The sequence below is a fragment of the Sphingobacterium lactis genome, from assembly GCF_011046555.1.
In the GTDB taxonomy this organism is placed as follows: domain Bacteria; phylum Bacteroidota; class Bacteroidia; order Sphingobacteriales; family Sphingobacteriaceae; genus Sphingobacterium; species Sphingobacterium lactis.
In genome coordinates, this window is sequence record NZ_CP049246.1 from 224616 (window position 1) to 243630 (window position 19015).

General features: G+C 41.2%; 18 protein-coding genes and 1 pseudogene. 13 read left to right on the forward strand and 6 right to left on the reverse strand.

The features are described from left to right. Positions 1-35: 35 nt before the first annotated feature. Both G6N79_RS01030 and G6N79_RS01035 read right to left on the reverse strand, forming a co-directional pair. Positions 36-638, reverse strand: coding sequence for a Maf family protein (locus G6N79_RS01030; RefSeq protein WP_234993124.1), 603 nt, complete (start codon positions 636-638; stop codon positions 36-38). Further along, the gene (locus G6N79_RS01035) at positions 638-1156 is read right to left on the reverse strand and encodes a KdsC family phosphatase (protein ID WP_103904759.1); all 519 of its coding nucleotides are present in this window, start codon (positions 1154-1156) and stop codon (positions 638-640) included. Before G6N79_RS01035 ends, G6N79_RS01030 begins: the two co-directional genes overlap by 1 nt. A 1020-nt stretch (positions 1157-2176) precedes the next feature. Between G6N79_RS01035 and G6N79_RS17725 the strand changes: the two are divergent. The 4 genes and pseudogenes from G6N79_RS17725 to G6N79_RS01055 all read left to right on the forward strand — a co-directional run. Next, positions 2177-2305: pseudogene (locus G6N79_RS17725) on the forward strand (hypothetical protein); the annotation flags it as partial. Further along, positions 2292-2594, forward strand: a complete 303-nt coding sequence (locus G6N79_RS17730; protein ID WP_394341693.1) for a hypothetical protein — start codon at positions 2292-2294, stop codon at positions 2592-2594. The pseudogene G6N79_RS17725 and the gene G6N79_RS17730, both read left to right, overlap by 14 nt. Further along, entirely contained in the window at positions 2558-2737 is a 180-nt protein-coding gene (locus G6N79_RS01050; RefSeq protein ID WP_146060559.1) for a hypothetical protein, read from the forward strand. The genes G6N79_RS17730 and G6N79_RS01050 overlap by 37 nt, the downstream gene beginning before the upstream one ends. A gap of 140 nt (positions 2738-2877) precedes the next feature. Next, positions 2878-3528, forward strand: coding sequence for a hypothetical protein (locus G6N79_RS01055; RefSeq protein ID WP_103904763.1), 651 nt, complete (start codon positions 2878-2880; stop codon positions 3526-3528). A gap of 43 nt (positions 3529-3571) precedes the next feature. Here the strand turns inward: G6N79_RS01055 and G6N79_RS01060 are convergent, their stop codons facing one another. Both G6N79_RS01060 and floA read right to left on the reverse strand, forming a co-directional pair. Continuing rightward, on the reverse strand, positions 3572-3856 hold the full coding sequence (locus G6N79_RS01060) for a hypothetical protein (protein ID WP_146060560.1): 285 nt from the start codon (positions 3854-3856) through the stop codon (positions 3572-3574). 899 nt (positions 3857-4755) lie between these two features. After that, positions 4756-5733 carry a flotillin-like protein FloA gene (gene floA / locus G6N79_RS01065; RefSeq protein WP_103904765.1) on the reverse strand — a complete coding sequence of 326 codons (978 nt, stop codon included), beginning with the start codon at positions 5731-5733 and terminating at the stop codon, positions 4756-4758. Between the two features lie 451 nt (positions 5734-6184). Here floA and G6N79_RS01070 point away from each other — a divergent pair, with 451 nt between their 5' ends. The 7 genes from G6N79_RS01070 (at position 6185) to G6N79_RS01100 (ending at position 15421) form a co-directional block, all read left to right on the forward strand. Further along, entirely contained in the window at positions 6185-9613 is a 3429-nt protein-coding gene (locus tag G6N79_RS01070; RefSeq protein ID WP_160003594.1) for a hybrid sensor histidine kinase/response regulator, read from the forward strand. A 4-nt stretch (positions 9614-9617) separates the two neighbouring features. Then, positions 9618-10433 (forward strand): CheR family methyltransferase, encoded by an 816-nt coding sequence (locus G6N79_RS01075; RefSeq protein WP_103904767.1) that lies wholly within the window; start codon positions 9618-9620, stop codon positions 10431-10433. A gap of 1 nt (position 10434) precedes the next feature. After that, entirely contained in the window at positions 10435-11004 is a 570-nt protein-coding gene (locus G6N79_RS01080) for a chemotaxis protein CheB (RefSeq protein ID WP_103904768.1), read from the forward strand. A gap of 7 nt (positions 11005-11011) precedes the next feature. Next, positions 11012-12634, forward strand: a complete 1623-nt coding sequence (locus G6N79_RS01085; protein WP_103904769.1) for a response regulator — start codon at positions 11012-11014, stop codon at positions 12632-12634. A gap of 65 nt (positions 12635-12699) precedes the next feature. After that, the gene (locus tag G6N79_RS01090) at positions 12700-13236 is read left to right on the forward strand and encodes a plastocyanin/azurin family copper-binding protein (protein ID WP_103904770.1); all 537 of its coding nucleotides are present in this window, start codon (positions 12700-12702) and stop codon (positions 13234-13236) included. 247 nt (positions 13237-13483) lie between these two features. Continuing rightward, entirely contained in the window at positions 13484-14890 is a 1407-nt protein-coding gene (gene lpdA, locus G6N79_RS01095) for a dihydrolipoyl dehydrogenase (RefSeq protein WP_103904771.1), read from the forward strand. Between the two features lie 123 nt (positions 14891-15013). Further along, positions 15014-15421: an acyl-CoA thioesterase gene (locus G6N79_RS01100; protein ID WP_103904772.1), complete on the forward strand. Its 408-nt coding sequence runs from the start codon at positions 15014-15016 to the stop codon at positions 15419-15421. On the opposite strand, the gene G6N79_RS01105 is transcribed toward G6N79_RS01100, so the two are convergent. Next, complete coding sequence (locus tag G6N79_RS01105) at positions 15418-15714, reverse strand: DUF3817 domain-containing protein (RefSeq protein WP_103904773.1); 297 nt, start codon at positions 15712-15714, stop codon at positions 15418-15420. The genes G6N79_RS01100 and G6N79_RS01105 overlap by 4 nt on opposite strands. A 192-nt stretch (positions 15715-15906) precedes the next feature. Here G6N79_RS01105 and lpdA (G6N79_RS01110) point away from each other — a divergent pair, with 192 nt between their 5' ends. Further along, positions 15907-17295: a dihydrolipoyl dehydrogenase gene (gene lpdA, locus G6N79_RS01110; RefSeq protein WP_103904774.1), complete on the forward strand. Its 1389-nt coding sequence runs from the start codon at positions 15907-15909 to the stop codon at positions 17293-17295. A gap of 186 nt (positions 17296-17481) precedes the next feature. After that, entirely contained in the window at positions 17482-17970 is a 489-nt protein-coding gene (locus tag G6N79_RS01115; protein ID WP_103904775.1) for a YdcF family protein, read from the forward strand. Positions 17971-17976: 6 nt separating this feature from the next. On the opposite strand, the gene G6N79_RS01120 is transcribed toward G6N79_RS01115, so the two are convergent. Next, positions 17977-19014 (reverse strand): DUF2157 domain-containing protein, encoded by a 1038-nt coding sequence (locus tag G6N79_RS01120; protein WP_103904776.1) that lies wholly within the window; start codon positions 19012-19014, stop codon positions 17977-17979. Position 19015: the final 1 nt, after the last annotated feature.

Here is a 19015-nt window from a genome sequence, read left to right on the forward strand (position 1 = left end):
TAAAAATTAAAAAGTCGGGCTTTCGCCCGACTTTTCTATATACCTTCTACAAAGAGCTTTTTCAATTCGTTATATAACCTGGCCGTTGGTAGGCCGATTACATTTTCATAGGAACCTTCAATCTTTTCAATGGCCACCCGTCCGATCCATTCCTGAATACCATAGCTACCGGCCTTATCCATCGGCTGATACTGCTCCACATAATAACCTATTTCTTCAGGCGTCAAAGTGGTGAACCAAACCTGAGTCCCTTCGACAAAACTAATCTTCCTGCCCTGATATGCCAGAGCTACCGCCGTATAAACGATATGGGACTTCCCCATCAAGCCGGATATGACTTTTATAGCTTCCTCAGCATCCGCTGGCTTGCCGATTACCGCCCCTTCTCCATCGACAACAACCGTATCTGCACAGATGACCAAATTGCCCCAATAGCTTTCCTCGGCAAACGCCGACAACTTGGTCTCAGCAATATAGCGGACTGCATCATGAGGAGACAATGTCGGATCAACATATTCATCCGTTTCCCGAACCTCCACCGTAAAGTCCACATCCATGGATTTTAACAGCTCTTTCCGCCGTGGTGATTTCGATCCCAACAGGATATCGATCTCTTTCAATCGCTCAATCAATACCATTATACACTTTTTATTTCCGTTTGCACGCCCCATTTCCCCTGCAGCTTCAGCACCTTCTCCAGGACGTCGCGTACAACGCCCTCACCACCATTCTTCGGCGACATATAATGGGAAATTTCTTTGATGTCCTCCACCGAATCATTAGGGCAAGCAGCAAGACCAACCGCACGCATCACATCATAATCAGGCATATCATCCCCCACATAAAGTAGGTCTGAAAAAGATAGGCTATGCTTGGCCATCAACGACTCCATCACCTCCATTTTATTCTTCACACCCAGAAAGATCTCGGTTACCCCCAACCCTTCCAGTCGCTTGCGTACACCTTCCGATTTTCCGCCAGAGATCACCCAAAGCTGGACACCCATCTTCACGGCCAATTGCATTGCGTAGCCATCCTTCACGAAAAAACTTCGCAATTGCTCGCCAGCTTCCGTGACCAACAACTTCCCATCCGTTAATACGCCATCAACGTCCAATATGACCGCCTTGACTGTTGCAAATTTCTTAAGTACCATAATACTGATTATAGCCAAAAATACTTAAAAGTTTGGGACTAAAACGAACGCGACTTTAATCATTTCCTGCCATTATTTTATCTGTTGAAACACTAAAATCATACAAGTGTCAGAAAATAGTTGCAGAGGAAACTTTTTTATCGGATTTCTTTGCAAATGCTAATTCTTGACGTACCTTTGTACTATAATTCGAAGGATAAGTAGAATTATTATTAAAATGTCTTTTCATAATTTAGGTTTATAATTGGTTAGTATCAAACCCTGGCGCCCATCGTCAGGGTTTTTTCTTTTACCGGTTTTTTAAATTCCACAGAAAAATCCCACCCATCAAAAAAGGAAAAATCGTCCATTGGCCCACAAAAAAACGTAGATATTCCTAGTATCCACGTTTCTATTTTGTCTTTAAACTAGATTTCATAACCATTAAACCATTCGACGATATGTTTAATTTAGAAACCTTACTGCTACTGTTAATAGCAGCGATGTTAAAGTTTGCTTTTGACTGTCTTGTCAAGATTATATTCAAAGATAGCAAGTAAAATAACATCAAAGCAAGTCCCCGCCTAGGTGGGGACTTGCTCATTATATCCCAGCACTCATTTGCGCCTTGTCTCCTTCGGCAGACTTACTCCATGTGGTCGGGCTGTTTATGGAAGATATATACCTAAATGACAGCAACCGAAGGGTGGTAGTGCATGCCCGTAGGGATGCAAGCCGATAATGTGCGGAAGGTAAATCAATATATTGCAACAAACTGAATTTCAGAAAGTTATAAAATTTAGACGCGCCCTCCTTCTTATTTCTTATTTTCGTTTTTTCGTGGATTTTCAAATTCGCCATCCATTGGTATTTCAGGCCAAAAATCTTCGATTTTTACCCTAAAATACCCCTAAACGTTTTTTTAATTATTTTAATTATTTTGCGACCCTTGTAACAACTGTTAATCAGTGTTTTACAACTTTAAAACGAAGTTTTTATAAGTTAAAACAGTTATGCCTAAAAACAGTCTTCTTTTTTGAACTCAAAAATAACTTCCCACACTTTCAATTAAAATCGGTCTTGGGTTGTACTTCAGGCTATGCAAAAAGGATTTATATGTTAGCCTGCCAATGGCAGATTTCCAAAGCCTATACCAATAGTAGAACTTAAACAAATGTTTGGCTTAGTCGATAAAAAAGGAAATGAGCAATATTCTGAAATAACAGGATTTAAAAAATTTGTATTGGACGTAGCCAAAAAGCAAATAAACGAACATACGGACGTTTCTTTTGACTATGAACTTTTTAAACGTGGTCGTTCTTTTACACATATTCAGATTTATGTAAGTATGGCAAAGGATAAACCAAAACAGTTAGAAATTAATTACAATCCGTTAATGAGCAAAAAAACATTCGTTCAATTATGGCTTATGGGATTAGTGAAGAACACGCTCAATTGATTGTAAAAGATGGATTCGATAAATTTATCGAATTTGTTAAAAAAGTTAACGAGAGAGCTCAAAAAGGCGAAATTAAGATAGAAAATGCACCTGCTTACATCATCGGCTCTTATCAGAAAAAAGGAGTGTTACCTAAAACTTAGCTAAAGTGAGTAGTATTAAGTAGTAAGTGATAATTTTTTTATTTTTTATTTTTTATTTTTTATTTTTTATTTTTTATTTAAAACTTTTTTATTATTTTCAATTTAAGTGATCACATTAAAATAAACTAACTATTTAGATTATGAAAAATTTACTTAAAATTACACTTTTACTTATCATGTCGATTTCGTTATTAGCTTGTAATAAAGACCAAGTACAACAAGAAGTCAATGAAAGTGACGTTATTAATGGGTTAATCATTGCTAAATCAAAAATTAAAAAAATGAATAACCTTAATTCAATTAATAAGGTTGGCAGCGTTAATAACGTTAATAACACAAGTGAAATTGATCTAACTACACTTGAACAAATAAAACAGGTGTATATTGAGAATTTGAATATTATCAATGTTGAAACTGGTTTAAATTTAACATATGATGAAAGGGAGTTTAATGCAATGATGTCTATGGTTGACCAATCTTCTATAAATAATGGTTTTTTAATTCCGAATGAAACTGTTAATCAAAATCTAGAATTAATAGATCAAAATGGCGGTCAAACAATTTTTAATGAATCTCAAGGAATTTTGAGTACAATTTATGGTGTTAATACTGATTCGTTTAACGCTGTTGCAAAAGTAAATAGAGCTAGAATATCATGGGGTTGTGGAATAGCCTTAGCTAGCAATTTTGTCGCAACTCTTGGATTAGGAGCATGTGTTACTGGCGTAGGTTGTCCAATTGCTATTGCAGGCAAGGCTTTAGCATTAGCAGGTGTTGCTACTTCATGTTAAAACCATCTAATAAAATGAAGATTAATTATAAAAAAATTTTTTTCTATGCTTTGCTGTTTTTCGCTTTTATCATAGAACTAGGATTAATTTTTAGTATTATTAAAGGGTATACAAGCACTCTTTCCTTTTTACTTATTAGTATAGCTAATTTTTTAACTATTCTTGTTGCAATACTAAATATTAGAAAATTAACAGAAACAAGCGATGTTGAAGAGTTAAGATAGGTACTATACTCTAAAAAAAACATTAAAAGAGATGAAAAAGTATTTTTTTCATCCTTTTTATTCCATTCAATGAAACTTTTAGCATCCTTTGGGTTCTCTTTCATCCAATGCTTTAAATCAGCTTTCCAAGCTTCAACTTCAGACTTACCTTGAACAGCTCTGTAATAGTTCTTTTATCAATACTTCTATTTACTTCTAAAAAAACAGTTGTTATTCCTAAAACAATAGCGACAATACCTGCAAGCCAATAAACCTGCTTTGCCGTTTTTATTTTCTGTTCTGTGGCATTCTCTATTTTAGATAAAGCTATTTCTAATGTTTTTGATAGATGCTATTGCTTTTTTTGATTTTCTACTACGCTGTCTGAAACTTTAGCCATAGATGCAATTTCTTGCGATATAACTGACTTTATTGTTTTAATTGACGCTCTCATGGATTGAACGAAAAAAGCCCTATAAGCGTCTTTATTTAAGTTTAAATCGTCGACAGTTTTCTGAAGTACTTATATGTTTTTTTCTGTTTCAGTCAACAAATGAGCTATAACCGATAATTGGTCTTCTATTTCTGATGTTTTTACTTTTGCCATGCTATCATCTCATTTTAGGTCTTATACTATGTTTTTGCTCTTGCTGAATGTTCTGTTCAAATACTTTATCAATTTTTGATAAAGTAATATTTCTGTCTATTTCAGAGGCTTTAAAATCAGCTTTACCACTCTTAATCCGATATCCTTGAACCTCTCCTTGTTTATTAATTGTAGGTTTTAGTTAAAGATTTGACACTGTACCACTCATCAAAACTATTTTTTATTCTTCGTATCTTTGAATTACTGAAAACACATAATATTTACTGAAACATGAAACAATATGTAGATTTACTAAAATAGAATTGCTTGGTAAATATTCGTGTATTCTAGAGGTTCAGGGGAAGTTCCTCGGGCAAAAAAAAAAGGTGGCCCAAAGCCACCTTCATTATCTTTCCGCCATCAGGCAATTTTTTAGAATTATTTCTTATCTGGTCCGTTCGGTTTGGCGATAGAACTGCGCATATCCGTATCGGATTGTATATTCTGCATTTTGTAATAATCCATAATGCCCAAGTTTCCGTTACGGAATGCTTCGGCCATGGCCATCGGCACTTGAGATTCGGCTTCGATTACCTTGGCTTTTGCTTCCTGTGCCTTGGCGCGCATTTCTTGCTCGGTAGCTACAGCCATTGCGCGGCGCTCTTCTGCACGTGCATTAGCAACTTTTAAATCAGCCTCCGCTTGATCCGTCTGTAATTTCGCACCTACGTTTTCACCGATATCGATGTCAGCAATATCGATGGATAGGATTTCGAACGCCGTTCCGGAGTCCAATCCTTTGGATAGTACAGTTTTGGAAATCCGATCTGGATTCTCCAATACCTCCTTATGATTGAGCGAAGAACCGATTGTCGTAACGATACCCTCACCCACGCGGGCAAGAATAGTTTCTTCACCTGCACCACCGACCAACTGGTTGATATTGGCCCGCACGGTAACTCGTGCTTTGGCGATCAATTGAATGCCGTCCTTTGCCACTGCGGCAACCGGAGGCGTATTTATAACCTGCGGATTAACCGAAAGCTGTACCGCATCGAATACATCCCGACCGGCAAGGTCAATTGCTGTGGCCAATTTAAAATCCAAAGGGATATTGGCCTTATCCGCAGAAATCAAGGCTTTGATAACCTTATTGACATTTCCGCCAGCCAAGTAATGTGTTTCTATTTCATTCGAAGTGATCCGCAGACCAGCTTTGGTCGATGTAATCATCGCATTGGTCACCAAGGAAGGTGGCACCTTCCGCAACCGCATCAATACCAAGTTCAGTAAGCTGATCTTGACGTTCGATAACTGCGCGGTGAACCAGAGGTTCACAGGAAGTAGGTACAATAAAACAAATATTGCGATTACTGAACCCGTAATAATAAGCACTAATTGAATAGGTGATTCCATTTAATTTAAGATTAATATCATGTCCGATGAACTAAAGATAAAAAAAATAAGGACTTTAATATCCATTCCTCTTGATATTCTTGAGAAGAAGTACGTAGAACAAGGGAGAAGCACCTGTAATAATACGGATTTACCAACTAATCCATGCAACTACAATATTTTTTCATAGATTTACGAGGAAACTCTAAGCCGCTGAAAATTACGACATAACCTATTATTATTGGTGGTTATTGGTACTATCCTTCTTTTTGTAGCTTTGTTTTTCGCCTCAATTAACTCGATTTCATGACAAACGGTAAAAACATTCCTTAAGGAAACAATTAGTGATATTTTATATCGATTCAGGTTTAGTTCATTACCTTTGCATGGTTTTATTAGAAGCTGTTTGGGGGTAATGGCTTTGATTGAGTGGAGGACACTTAGAAATTTACGAAATACATTCATATCTAACATGAATAAGTTCATCAAACTTAGGTGGCAGTTTATAACTAGCATCTGCATTGCCTATCTTATCATTATTTTTTCCTATTGGTATTTCTTGAACAAGCAAAAAGCGTATGCCAATCATATCAAGAATTACATGGAACTGTCACAGGAGCGTTTTTACCTGATTCAGGATTGGGAGATTGAAATCCAGAAGCTCTCCAAATACAAAATCATGGAGAAGCAGCGGGATCCCATCGTCGAGGAACAACTTGGCGAAGCCATCCTGACCAAATTACGCTTATTGGAGGCACCGAACGACTTGTATCAATCCGCCACCGCTTCATTTCCGCAGGTGAAGGCGATTTCCATGAAAATAATTTCAGAGAACCCAAACAATTCGACCGCCAATCTGGAAAATATTATGAAGTTACTGGCCGATGAACAGACGCAAATCATCGCCGCCAGTAATTCTTTCGCCGGAGATATCATCAAAAGACGACGGGAGCTGACCATCAAACGTCAGTCAGAATTGGACAATACCCGGATCGTTACGGCCATATTGGGCATTATTTCTTTGGTCATCATTTTAATCGTGGTGATTCAAACCATGCGCATCTTGGGTTACCTCCGGAAGACTTCCCAGAAAGAACGGGACTTGAATGGTACTTTAACGCAGACAACAGAGCGTCTTGAAGATGTAAACTGGGTATTGACCAGTTCATCCAAATTGCACAATTCCATCTCCAGTTTGATGACGGAACGGGAAATTGCCAAAACATCACTGGCCATTATTGCCAATAACATTCAAGCTTATGCGGCTGCATATTACATCCGCAAGACTGATTCTTTCGAATTCAATCTACTAGCTTCCCAAGGCATGGAGAAGAAGGATACACTGGAGAATTTTATTCTTGGAGATGGTATTCTAGGGACAATAACTGAAAATAAAACCCCACAGGTAATTCCAGTAACCGAGATCAAAAATTCCAAGATCCAAACGGCTACCATCGATAACCTCGATGCTACGGCCATACTTTTTCCTGTCGTGTACGAAGATGTATGTTTAGCGCTTATAGAGGTCATCGGTCCATTTCCGAAGGAAAAAATCGATAGCATCCTCAATTACCTGACCCGTACAAGCCGGTCCATGGGATCAGCGATCCATAGCAGACAAAGCCATCGTTTGGTAGAAGAACTGTTGGCGGAAACCCAGCGTCAAACCGAAGAACTGGAAGCACAGCAGGAAGAGCTCCGCATCACCAACGAGGAATTGGTGTACAAGACTAACCTCCTGGAGGCATCCGAAGAGGAATTACGTGTACAGCAAGAAGAACTTTCTCAAGCGAATAAGGAGCTGAACGATAAAGCCGGAGAGCTTGAAAAACGAAATATAGACCTGAACGAAGCCCATAGCATCGTAGAGATGAAAATCGTTGAAGTGGAACAGGCCAGTAAATATAAGTCTGAATTTATGGCCAACATGAGCCATGAATTACGGACGCCATTGAACAGTATCCTGATCCTTGCAAAGCTGTTGCAGGACAACAAGCATAAGAACCTTTCCGACGAACAGATTAAATATGCATCTGTCATCCATAATGCGGGTTCGGATTTATTGCAGTTGATCAACGAATTATTGGATTTGGCGAAGATTGAATCCGGGAAGGTGGACATGAATCACGATACGATTGTCAGCAAGGAATTTGTCAATAACCTGGAGTCCTTGTTCAAGGAATTGGCACGTGAGAAATCCATTACCTTTATTACAGACGTTAGCCAAGGTCCGGTGCAATTTGTTACGGACGAATACCGCTTAGAGCAGGTCATGAAGAATTTCCTCTCCAATGCATTCAAATTTACGGATCCAAAGGGTGAGATCAAGCTGGAGATTGTGGAAGAATCCGGAAATCTCCATCTATCGGTAACCGATAATGGAAAAGGGATTTCTGAAGATAAACAAGCATTGATCTTTGAGGCCTTCCGTCAGGAAGATGGATCGACCAGCCGCAAATATGGAGGTACAGGACTTGGTCTTTCCATCTCCAAAGAGATTTCCAGTCTATTGGGTGGTAGAATTACCCTGGACAGCGCATTGGGCAAGGGCAGTAAATTTACGCTGATCATTCCACTTGAGGAGGGCAAGCAACAACCGAAGCCAGTGCAGGAACATAAAATTGTGGAATTACCGATTCGAGAAGAGCCCATTCGTACGATTGTGCAGGAACGTCCAGCGGCCATTGCAGAGCCACAGATAAACCCAGATGCCAATAAGGTCATCCTAATCATTGAGGACGATGTGAATTTTGCGGAGATCCTTAAAGGATTCGCAACGGGTTATGGCTATAAGGTATTGAATGCGCATGATGGAAAAGCGGGAATACAAATGGCGGAAGACCATATTCCGGATGCTATAATCTTGGACGTGATGCTCCCATTAGCCGATGGCTGGGAAGTCCTTAAGACGCTTAAGGCCAATGAAGCGACCAAACATATCCCTATTCACATGATGTCTGCTGCGAACTTCAGTAAAAAGGATTTCCTGGAAAATGGAGCAATCGGCTTTATGGCCAAACCGGTAAATGAAGAAAGCATAGCAAAGGCTTTTGAAACCATCAAGCTGAATGTCAATAAGGAATTGAAAAAGATTCTGCTTATTGAGGATCAAGAATTCCAAAGTGACCTGATCAAGAATGCTTTCGCCGAGGAGAACATCAATGTTATCCAAGCCTTTACCATCGAATCAGGACTTAAGAAATTGGAACAGGAAAGCAACCTGGACTGCATCATTTTGGATGTTAAACTTCCTGATGGCAGTGGTCTGGAAATGTTGGACAAAATAAAGGCAAATCCGAAGTACGAGAAATTGCCGGTCATCATCAATACAGCGTATGACCTCACGACGGAACAGACGGAACAGATTATGCGCCATACGCAGTCGATGGTTTTAAAATCCAGCAAATCCAACAACCGATTGATCGATGAAGTCAATCTCTTCCTTAACAAAATATCCGCTCCTGCTTATAACCCGATTAAACATCCGGAAAAAATTGAGTCTAAGGATAATTACGGTGCGAGCAGATTGGAAGGCAAGACTGTATTGATTGCGGACGATGATATGCGGAACGTCTTCGCGTTGACCTCTTCCCTGCAGCAGTACAATATGCAGATTGAGATTGCCAACAATGGTTTGGAAGCCGTAAATATTGTCAATGACCCTGAAAAAGAAGTGGACATTGTCCTGATGGATATCATGATGCCGGAGATGGATGGTTATGAAGCTATCCAGGAAATACGGAAGAACAAAAAATTCAATCAGTTACCGATCATTGCCGTAACGGCAAAAGCCATGAAAGGCGACCGAGAGAAGTCCATCGAATTGGGTGCGAACGATTATGTCAGCAAACCGATCGATCTGGATAAGTTAGTATCATTAATGCAAGTGTGGCTGAGTTAAAAAAATGAACGAGATCAGTTTTAGTGAGGTGGAGGAAATTATCTTCTTATTGAAGAATATATCCGATTTTGATCTCTCCGGTTATACGCGATCTTCCCTAAAGCGGCGGGTACAGCGGATCATGAACCTGGAGGGTATGGATTTTGTGGACTTGAAGAATGCACTGATCAACGTGGAAGGCTTCCAGCACTATTTTGTACAGGAGATAACGGTCAATGTTACGGAGATGTTCCGCGACCCCAGTTTTTTCAACAGACTGAACACCGAAATCATTCCCTACCTGCAGACTTTTCCGCGGATCAAGATCTGGAGTGCGGGTTGTTCAACCGGCGAGGAAGTCTATTCCTTAGCAATCCTGCTTAAGGAAAATGGCTTGAGCGACCGGGCTTTTATTTACGGCACCGACATCAATCAAAAGGTTCTGGAAATTGCTAAGAAAGGCATCTACCCACTCAAGAAGTTCAAGGAATACACCGACAATTTCAATGCTTACAATTCCAAGGAAAGTCTTTCCAGCTATTACACGGCGCGTTACGATGCTGCGATCATAAATCACGATTTACGGCAAAATATCCTATTTTCCACGCATAACTTAGCTACTGATCAAGTATTTAATGAATTTCATTTAATAACTTGCAGAAATGTATTGATCTATTTTGACCTGGAATTGCAGGAACACGTAATCAATCTATTCTACCAGTCCTTGGCATTGTTTGGCTTTTTATGCCTTGGTACGAAGGAAACTATCCTGCGTCATCAGGTCATGGAAAACTTCAAGGTGGTAGATAAAGAGTTTAATATCTATCAAAAAATTAAATAGCATGGAGAAAAAGGCTAGGGAAATAATCGTCATCGGGGGTTCTGCGGGAGCCTATGAGCTTATCGTGGATATCCTAGACCACTTGCCTGCAGTTTTTACTCCGGCCATTGTCATTGTCCTGCACAGAAATTCAAAATACGAAACAAAAATCGAAACAAACCTATCCAAGCGGCTGAAACGGAAGGTGACCTCCATATTGGATAAGGACCATATATTGGAGAACCAAATTTATTTTGCTCCTCCGGGGTACCATACCCTGATCGAGCCGAACCTTTCCTTTTCCTTGGATGTCTCCGATCCGGTTCAATTCTCAAGGCCATCCATTGATGTGTTCTTCGAAACTGTGGCGGAGATCTATGGAAAGCAAGCAATAGCTTTCCTTTTATCCGGTGCCAACCAAGATGGCATGAACGGCTTTAAAATGCTCGTTCAAAAAGGCGCCAAATGCTTTGTTCAGGACCCTCAGGAAGCTATTATCAACACCATGCCTTTGGGGGGCAAGGGAGTTTCCACAGAAGTTCAGGTACTGACGAATGAACAAATAATCGAATACTTCAGTCTATTAACATAAGTGATCTATGAAAACCATCAATATTTTAATATTAGATGACAAGGAGGAGAATATTATCAGCCTCAATGCACTGCTTGAAGATGTAGACAACATCAATATTATTAGTTGTACGGATCCCAACGAAGCCCTTAAAATCTGTTGGAAGGACGACATCTCCATCGCCTTAGTTGATGTGCAGATGCCGGAGATCAATGGTTTTGAATTTGTGTCCCTCTTGAAATCAAACCCCAAGACAAGTCATATTATGGCGATCATGGTAACGGCGATTTCCAAGGAGGATAAATTTCTGCTCAAGGGTCTGGAAAGTGGCGCTGTAGATTACCTCTACAAGCCCCTTAATCCGGAGATCACCATTGCCAAGGTCAAATCCTTCGTGCAACAGATCCTGATCCAGCAGGAACTCATCCAGAAGAACAAGGAACTGGAAGAGTCGAAGATCGAATTGCTGAAAACACGTGAAGAAGCCATTCAGGCACGCAAGTCTAAGGAAATTTTCCTGGCCAACATGAGCCACGAGATCCGTACGCCGATCAATGGTATTATGGGGATCATGCACATGTTCAAAAGTTCGGAACTATCGACCGAACAAAAGGATTGGTTACGCCGTTTGGATAATGCCTCCCACTCCCTATTACTGATCATCAATGATATTTTGGATCTGTCCAAGATTGATTCAGGTATGTTGAAGATTGAATATGAGGACTTCAGCCTGACGAAGATGGTTGAGGATATCAACCGGATTTATCGCATCAAGGCCAACCATAAAGATTTGGAATTCGAAGTCGAAATGGATGACCAAACGCCACAGTATATTCGGTACGATTCCCTGCGCTTGCAGCAGATCATCAGCAACTTCATTTCCAACAGCTTGAAGTTTACGGAAAGTGGAAAGATTGTGCTTAAGATTAAGGTACTGGAGGTGAACAATGGCAATTACAACCTTCGTTTTTCCGTTCACGACACAGGAATCGGCATCAAGGAAGATTCGGTGGAGAAGATTTTCTTGGCATTTGAGCAGGCCGATGACGGCATCACCAAGAAATTTGGCGGTACGGGATTGGGTCTTGCCATCGTAAAGCGCTTGGCGAAACTCTTGAACGGCGAGGTTGGAGCCAGCAGCGAATACGGTAAGGGCTCGGAGTTTTATTTTGAAGGCTGGTTTGAGGAATCCTCACACGAAAAAGAACATATCGAGAAAGAAGTCCCTACCTACAATAGCTTTCCGAAATTTGAAAAGATGAAAGTATTGGTGGCGGAAGACAATGAACTGAACTCCTTTATGCTTGCACATATGCTTCGCAGTTGGAATTGCCAAGTGGATATCGTGAAGAATGGCCGGTTAGCATTGGAGAAAGTGGAATCAGAATCCTACGACCTGATCCTGATGGATACCCATATGCCGATCATGAGTGGTTTCGAAGCCATTAAAGAGATCAAGAACCACATCATCCCGGAGAAACATGGCATCCCGATCATCACCATCTCGGCTTCCGTCCTGGAGCATGAGCAAGCTGCAGCCTATCAGGCTGGTGCGGATGGGGTAATTGGAAAGCCCTTTGATCCGATCGAATTGTATCAGAAAATTATACAGGTGACAAATAAAACCAAGAGCAGCAAAATTCCCCTTTGACACGAATATGCTCGTTGGTATCAATAATTTATGTTAAATTCGTATAAAATATATTAAAATTAGCTATGAAGAAATTATTTATTATTCCTGCGCTAGTATTAGCAATTGGAATCACATCTTGTGGCAACAACGCAGAGAAAAAAGATGACACTGCGGCTTCAACCTCAACCGAAACAACAACTGAAGCACCTGCAACTGAAACTGTACCTGGAATTGAAAACGTAACTTCATCACAAACATGGACTGTTGAAGGAAACGACCAAATGCAGTTCAATACCAACTTGATCCGTGTAAAAGCGGGCGAGCCTGTGGAAATCACGTTGAAAAACGTAGGTTCCATGCCTAAAGAATCTATGGGACACAATTTAGTGGTTTTGAAACCAGGTGTTGACATCCCAACATTCGGCGCTGAAGCAACTGCAGCTGTGGACAACGAATACATTCCTAAATCAGGATTGTCATCCATCGTAGGTCACACGAAATTGTTAGGTCCAGGTGAAGAAGATAAAATCACGGTAACTTTGGAAAAAGGTGTATACCCTTACCTATGTAGTTTCCCGGGTCACTTCGGTATCATGCAAGGAAAAATCGTTGCGGAATAATCCGACAACTTGAATTTAACCATATAGGGCTCCCAATCGGGAGCCTTTTTTATGCGCTGTCAAGCTGTATAAAACACAAATTTTGGGTTAGAGACAATGATCCCTCCTTTTGACTTTGTGCGGCAGGTACCTGAAATTAGTGTCATAAAAGTAAAGCGATAACCTGGAAGCGCAATTAATCCTATTTTCCCTTCGCTTAATCGGCTTTTAAATATTAAATTTGCGCTATAAAACAAAAAATAATTCTATGCAATACGACGTAATCGTAATCGGAAGTGGTCCAGGTGGTTATGTTGCCGCTATCCGATGTGCTCAATTAGGCTTGAAAACTGCCGTGATTGAAAAATACAGCACATTTGGAGGAACATGTCTAAATGTTGGATGTATCCCATCCAAAGCTTTGTTGGATTCATCAGAGCATTATCACAATGCAGCACATAATTTTGAACAGCACGGTATCAGCTTGAGCAGCTTAAAAGTCGATATGAAAAAGATGATCGACCGTAAAAATGATGTAATTGCTCAAAATACAGCGGGTATCGCATTCTTGTTCAAGAAAAACAAGATCGACAGCTTCCAAGGCGTAGGATCATTTGTTGACAAGAACACGATTAAAGTAACCGGCGAAGATGGTAAAGTTGAAGAGTTGAAAGCGAAGAATGTTATCATTGCATCGGGTTCAAAACCGACAGCATTGCCATTCCTTCCTGTAGACAAGAAAAGAATCATCACGTCCACAGAAGCCTTGAACTTGACTGAAATCCCTAAACACCTAATCGTTATCGGTGGTGGTGTTATCGGTTTGGAGTTGGGTTCTGTATATGCCCGTTTAGGTGCAAAGGTATCTGTTGTTGAATATGCAAAATCCATCATTGCCACAATGGATGGCGGATTGGGTAAAGAATTACAGCGTGTCCTGAAGAAAAACCTAGGTATGGAATTTTTCTTGAACACAAAGGTTACCGGTGCTAGCGTTAAAGGCAAGAAAGTAGTTGTTACTGCTGAAGACGCAAAAGGTCAGAACATCGAATTGGAAGGTGATTACTGTATCGTTGCGGTAGGTAGAACAGCGTATACCGAAGGCTTAGGCTTGGAGAACATCGGTATCCAAGTTGAAGAACGCGGAAACAAGATTCCTGTGAACGAGCATTTGGAAACTTCCGTTGCTGGTGTTTACGCCATTGGTGATGTTATCAAGGGCGCGATGTTAGCACATAAAGCTGAGGACGAAGGCATCTATGTTGCTGAGCGTATCGTTGGTCAAAAACCACATATCGACTACAACCTGATCCCGGGTGTTGTTTACACTTGGCCAGAGGTTGCTTCCGTTGGTAAGACAGAAGAACAATTAAAAGAAGAAGGTAAAAAATACAAAGCTGGAAGTTTCTCATTCAAAGCTTCTGGACGTGCGAAAGCATCGGGTGACACCGACGGTTTCATCAAGGTATTGGCAGATGCCGATACGGATGAGGTTCTTGGTGTACACATGATTGGACCACGTGCAGCGGACATGATTGCTGAAGCGGTCGTAGCGATGGAGTACCGTGCATCTGCCGAAGATATCGGAAGAATCTGCCACGCGCACCCTACGTTTACCGAAGCATTGAAAGAAGCAGCGCTTGCAGCAACTGCAAACCGCGCTATCCACGCTTAATTAACCATATTGAAAAGGCAAACGCAAGTTTGCCTTTTTCATTTCCTGTTGTTCCTTCGCACCTAAACCAAACCCTACGAACGAGAACAGCAGTATCCATCTTTTTTTCAGATATTCGTTATTATGAACTTTTATACACGTAAATGGGTAAAACCCGAAGATTTGAATCCAAATGGCAGTCTATTTGGGGGAACATTACTGCGTTGGATTGATGAAGAAGCAGTAATCTATGCGATTGTCCAATTGGGGAACCCACATGTGGTGACGAAATACATCTCGGAGATCAATTTTGTCAGTTCCGCAAAGCAGGGCGATATCATCGAATTGGGGATCGAAGCCATCAACTTTGGCCGGACGTCCCTGACGATGCGTTGTGTGGTACGCAATAAGATTACCCGGATGGTGATCCTCTCCATCGACAAATTGGTATTTGTCAACCTGGATAAGGACGGTACCCCGACCCCACACGGCAAGACGGAAATCACCTATGCCTATATGGGGATCGAGAGCGATGTGAAAAAACGAGATTAGGCTACTTTCTGTGCCGCAATCTCTTTTTTCAGGTCTTTTTCCACCCAAAAGGAAACGATAGGAATCAAGCTCAAGAAGAAATACTTGACCACGCGACTGAATTTCCAGTTATACGTTTGCCAACAGGCGATCAAGAGGATCACGAAGAGCACAACCAAGAATCCATGGATGGAACCGGCAACACGTACAGCCTCGGGAATTCCCGCGATATACTTTAACGGCATGGCTACAAAAAACAATAAAACTGTGGAAATTGCCTCCCAAAGGGCAACTTGTTGGAATATCCTTAGCATATAAATCTTTATTAGTCAGCGCAAAGAAAAGCAAATCCGAGAGGGAAAAGAAACCCTGTTTTATGAAGTGACCTCGAAATGACATATGCCACACAAAAATGACAAGGAGAGCGAAAAAGATATGACCTGACTAAATAAAAATTAGTATTTTTGATGAATTGTATTTTGCAAACATAACGACAATTAATATTTATGAATTACGACATTATTGTTATCGGTAGTGGTCCAGGTGGTTACGTAGCTGCTATCAGAGCGTCTCAATTGGGATTCAAAACTGCCATTATCGAACGTGAAGCATTAGGAGGAATCTGCCTGAACTGGGGATGTATTCCAACCAAAGCACTTCTAAAGAGTGCACAAGTATTCGAATATTTAAATCATGCAGCCGATTATGGTATCAAAGTGAATGGTGGTGAAGCCGACTTTGAGGCTATCGTGAAAAGAAGTCGTGGTGTAGCAGATGGCATGAGCAAGGGAATTCAGTTCTTGATGAAAAAGAACAAGATCGATGTCATCATGGGTACTGCAAAGATTAAAAAAGGTGGAAAAATCGAAGTGAAAGCGGAAGATGGATCTACCAAAGAATATACAGCAAAACATACGATCCTTGCTACTGGAGCGCGTTCCAGAGAACTTCCTAACCTTCCACAGGATGGTAAGAAGATCATCGGATACCGCCAAGCAATGAACTTGCCTAAACAACCGAAATCAATGGTCGTAGTGGGTTCCGGTGCGATCGGTGTTGAATTTGCGTACTTCTACAATTCCATTGGCACAAAAGTGACCATCGTTGAATTCATGGACCGCATTGTTCCTGTTGAGGACGAGGAAGTATCCAAACAATTGGAAAAATCCCTGAAGAAAGCAGGCATCAATATCTTGACCAAATCCGAAGTTCAATCTGTTGACACAAAAGGTGACCTGTGTAAGGTTTCCATTAAAACGGAAAAAGGAACGGAAACATTGGAAGCAGAGGTTGTTCTTTCTGCTGTTGGTATCACGCCAAACATTGAGAACTTGGGTCTTGAGGAAGTTGGTGTTAAAACCGATAAAGGCCGTGTTCTCGTAGATGATTTCTACAAAACAAATATCGATGGTGTTTATGCTATCGGCGATATCGTGAAAGGCCAAGCATTGGCTCACGTAGCTTCCGCAGAAGGTATTACCTGTGTGGAGAAAATCAAAGGTATGCACGTTGACCCGATCGACTACAACAACATCCCTGGCTGTACGTACTGTTCTCCAGAAGTTGCTTCCGTAGGTTTTACCGAAAAAGCAGCGAAAGAAGCAGGATACGAAATCAAAGTCGGAAAATTCCCATTCTCGGCATCCGGAAAAGCATCTGCTGCCGGTGCGAAGGACGGTTTTGTTAAAGTGATCTTCGATGCTAAGTACGGAGAATTCCTAGGTGCACACTTAATCGGTGCCAATGTAACGGAGATGATCGCTGAAGTGGTTGTTGCCCGCAAATTGGAAACTACAGGCCATGAAGTATTGAAGGCTGTACATCCGCACCCAACCATGAGTGAAGCGATTATGGAAGCTGTTGCCGATGCTTATGGCGAAGTAATCCACTTATAAGAACATACCATTACGTATATATAGAAAAAGCCATCTGAAACAGATGGCTTTTTCTTTTTTTCTAAATAATATAACAGCATGTCAAACGCATCAGTAAGGTAACAAAATAAATTAACAATATTAAATTTTAAACAAAAATAAAAATTTAATCATTTTTCGTAAATTGCAACGGATTAAACAGATTGTATGAGTACAATTATCATGGTATTGGGGGCTCCGAACGATGAATATGGAAACCTCTCCCCCATTGCATTGGACAGGCTATACAAAGCGTACGAACTTGCCGATGAAAACGAAACAGCTCAAGTCTTGTGTACGGGTGGAAATGGTGAACATTTCAATACGACCAATCGACCACATTTCTACTATGCAGAGAATTTCCTGAAAATGAAGGGCATTGCTCCCGAGCGCTTCTTGCCCGGAATTCCTTCCCGCAACACCATGGAAGATTTTTGCCTGGCCAAAGCGAGCTTGGAGAAAATAGACCCAACCGTCCTCATCTTGGTTACATCCGATTTCCATATGGAGCGCGCAAAAATCCTCTGCAACAAACACCTCCCAACTTTACGGAAACTGTTTATTCCAGCGATCTCCTCACTGAATGAAGCGGAAATGGAAACCTTATTGGCACACGAGCGGAATGCTCTGCGCTTTTTAAGAAATCACAAGAAATAAAAACGGTTACTTCTTCTTCCAAATGCTCTCAGCCCATTTGCCCACAAACCAAAAGGAAATGGCCAGTAACAGGAAGAAGATCGTCCGATTGATATTGTCCCACAGGTATTCCACAAAACGGGTGTACAGGTTCAGGATAAAGAAAACGAAACCGATATCTCGTGCAGCATGGTCCTTGGCCTTCATCCCATAGATGGCCAATCCCAGGGACAATCCAATACCCAATAAGCCCCAATAGAATATTTCATACTGCCGTACATGGGTCCATTTCTCAAAATCACTGTAATTGCCGAAGATAGACAGGAGCCAAAGCGCAATCATGGTGTAGAGCAGACCAATGACAAAAGAGGTCGATTGAAAGAACTGCAGCGCCTTTATCCGCGGTTGAATGAGCACGGCAAAGGAAGTCAGCAACAGCCCGAAGATGGTAAACCGCAAGGGATAGTTCATCCCCCAGAATTTAAAACCCCAATTGCTGTGGTAGGCCGTTTCGGTAGCAAACCAGATGCCCAAGGCAACCAGCGTAAAAATCCAGAGCATCTTGGACTTCAATTTGACCGCAAGGACGGCATAGATGACTATGGACAGCAGGAATAGTAGGGTAAAATGGTTTTCGTTCCTATCCAAGACCTGCCCCAGGAAACCAATACTTGCCGCCGTGGAAAATGCGCCTGCCAACATCAGGGTTTCATTGGAGAAATTCTTATCCGGATTCTTGGCCTTGTTCCGAAATCCCAATAGGTAGAAGAATACCGCCAGACCGGCAAAGGCCAAACAGAAGATTACATTCGGTGTGTTATAGAAGCGCTCGACAAAATCGGAGAGAAATCCGTCCGAGAACAAGGACACCACGGAAAAGATCAGGGAAGCCAGGGCGATCCAAAAGGCATACCGGGCCAGCATTCCCCACTCAAACCCTTTGTCGTCCAAATTATCGCGAAGCTCATCGGATTTTTCCGCCGAAAGGAGATTTTGTTCTTTCCAATGTGTCAGTGCCTGTTCTATGATCTCCCGTTCGGTTTTATTTACGTCTAGCTTCTTCAAT

What these genes read in the sequence shown, in the direction of transcription:
- G6N79_RS01030 (WP_234993124.1), bottom strand. Translation starts at nt 638, where the DNA reads ATGGTATTGATTGAGCGATTGAAAGAGATCGATATCCTGTTGGGATCG.
- G6N79_RS01035 (WP_103904759.1), bottom strand. Translation starts at nt 1,156, where the DNA reads ATGGTACTTAAGAAATTTGCAACAGTCAAGGCGGTCATATTGGACGTT.
- G6N79_RS01050 (WP_146060559.1), top strand. Translation starts at nt 2,558, where the DNA reads ATGGCTTATGGGATTAGTGAAGAACACGCTCAATTGATTGTAAAAGAT.
- G6N79_RS01055 (WP_103904763.1), top strand. Translation starts at nt 2,878, where the DNA reads ATGAAAAATTTACTTAAAATTACACTTTTACTTATCATGTCGATTTCG.
- G6N79_RS01060 (WP_146060560.1), bottom strand. Translation starts at nt 3,856, where the DNA reads ATGAAAGAGAACCCAAAGGATGCTAAAAGTTTCATTGAATGGAATAAA.
- floA (WP_103904765.1), bottom strand. Translation starts at nt 5,733, where the DNA reads ATGGAATCACCTATTCAATTAGTGCTTATTATTACGGGTTCAGTAATC.
- G6N79_RS01070 (WP_160003594.1), top strand. Translation starts at nt 6,185, where the DNA reads ATGAATAAGTTCATCAAACTTAGGTGGCAGTTTATAACTAGCATCTGC.
- G6N79_RS01075 (WP_103904767.1), top strand. Translation starts at nt 9,618, where the DNA reads ATGAACGAGATCAGTTTTAGTGAGGTGGAGGAAATTATCTTCTTATTG.
- G6N79_RS01080 (WP_103904768.1), top strand. Translation starts at nt 10,435, where the DNA reads ATGGAGAAAAAGGCTAGGGAAATAATCGTCATCGGGGGTTCTGCGGGA.
- G6N79_RS01085 (WP_103904769.1), top strand. Translation starts at nt 11,012, where the DNA reads ATGAAAACCATCAATATTTTAATATTAGATGACAAGGAGGAGAATATT.
- G6N79_RS01090 (WP_103904770.1), top strand. Translation starts at nt 12,700, where the DNA reads ATGAAGAAATTATTTATTATTCCTGCGCTAGTATTAGCAATTGGAATC.
- lpdA (WP_103904771.1), top strand. Translation starts at nt 13,484, where the DNA reads ATGCAATACGACGTAATCGTAATCGGAAGTGGTCCAGGTGGTTATGTT.
- G6N79_RS01100 (WP_103904772.1), top strand. Translation starts at nt 15,014, where the DNA reads ATGAACTTTTATACACGTAAATGGGTAAAACCCGAAGATTTGAATCCA.
- G6N79_RS01105 (WP_103904773.1), bottom strand. Translation starts at nt 15,714, where the DNA reads ATGCTAAGGATATTCCAACAAGTTGCCCTTTGGGAGGCAATTTCCACA.
- lpdA (WP_103904774.1), top strand. Translation starts at nt 15,907, where the DNA reads ATGAATTACGACATTATTGTTATCGGTAGTGGTCCAGGTGGTTACGTA.
- G6N79_RS01115 (WP_103904775.1), top strand. Translation starts at nt 17,482, where the DNA reads ATGAGTACAATTATCATGGTATTGGGGGCTCCGAACGATGAATATGGA.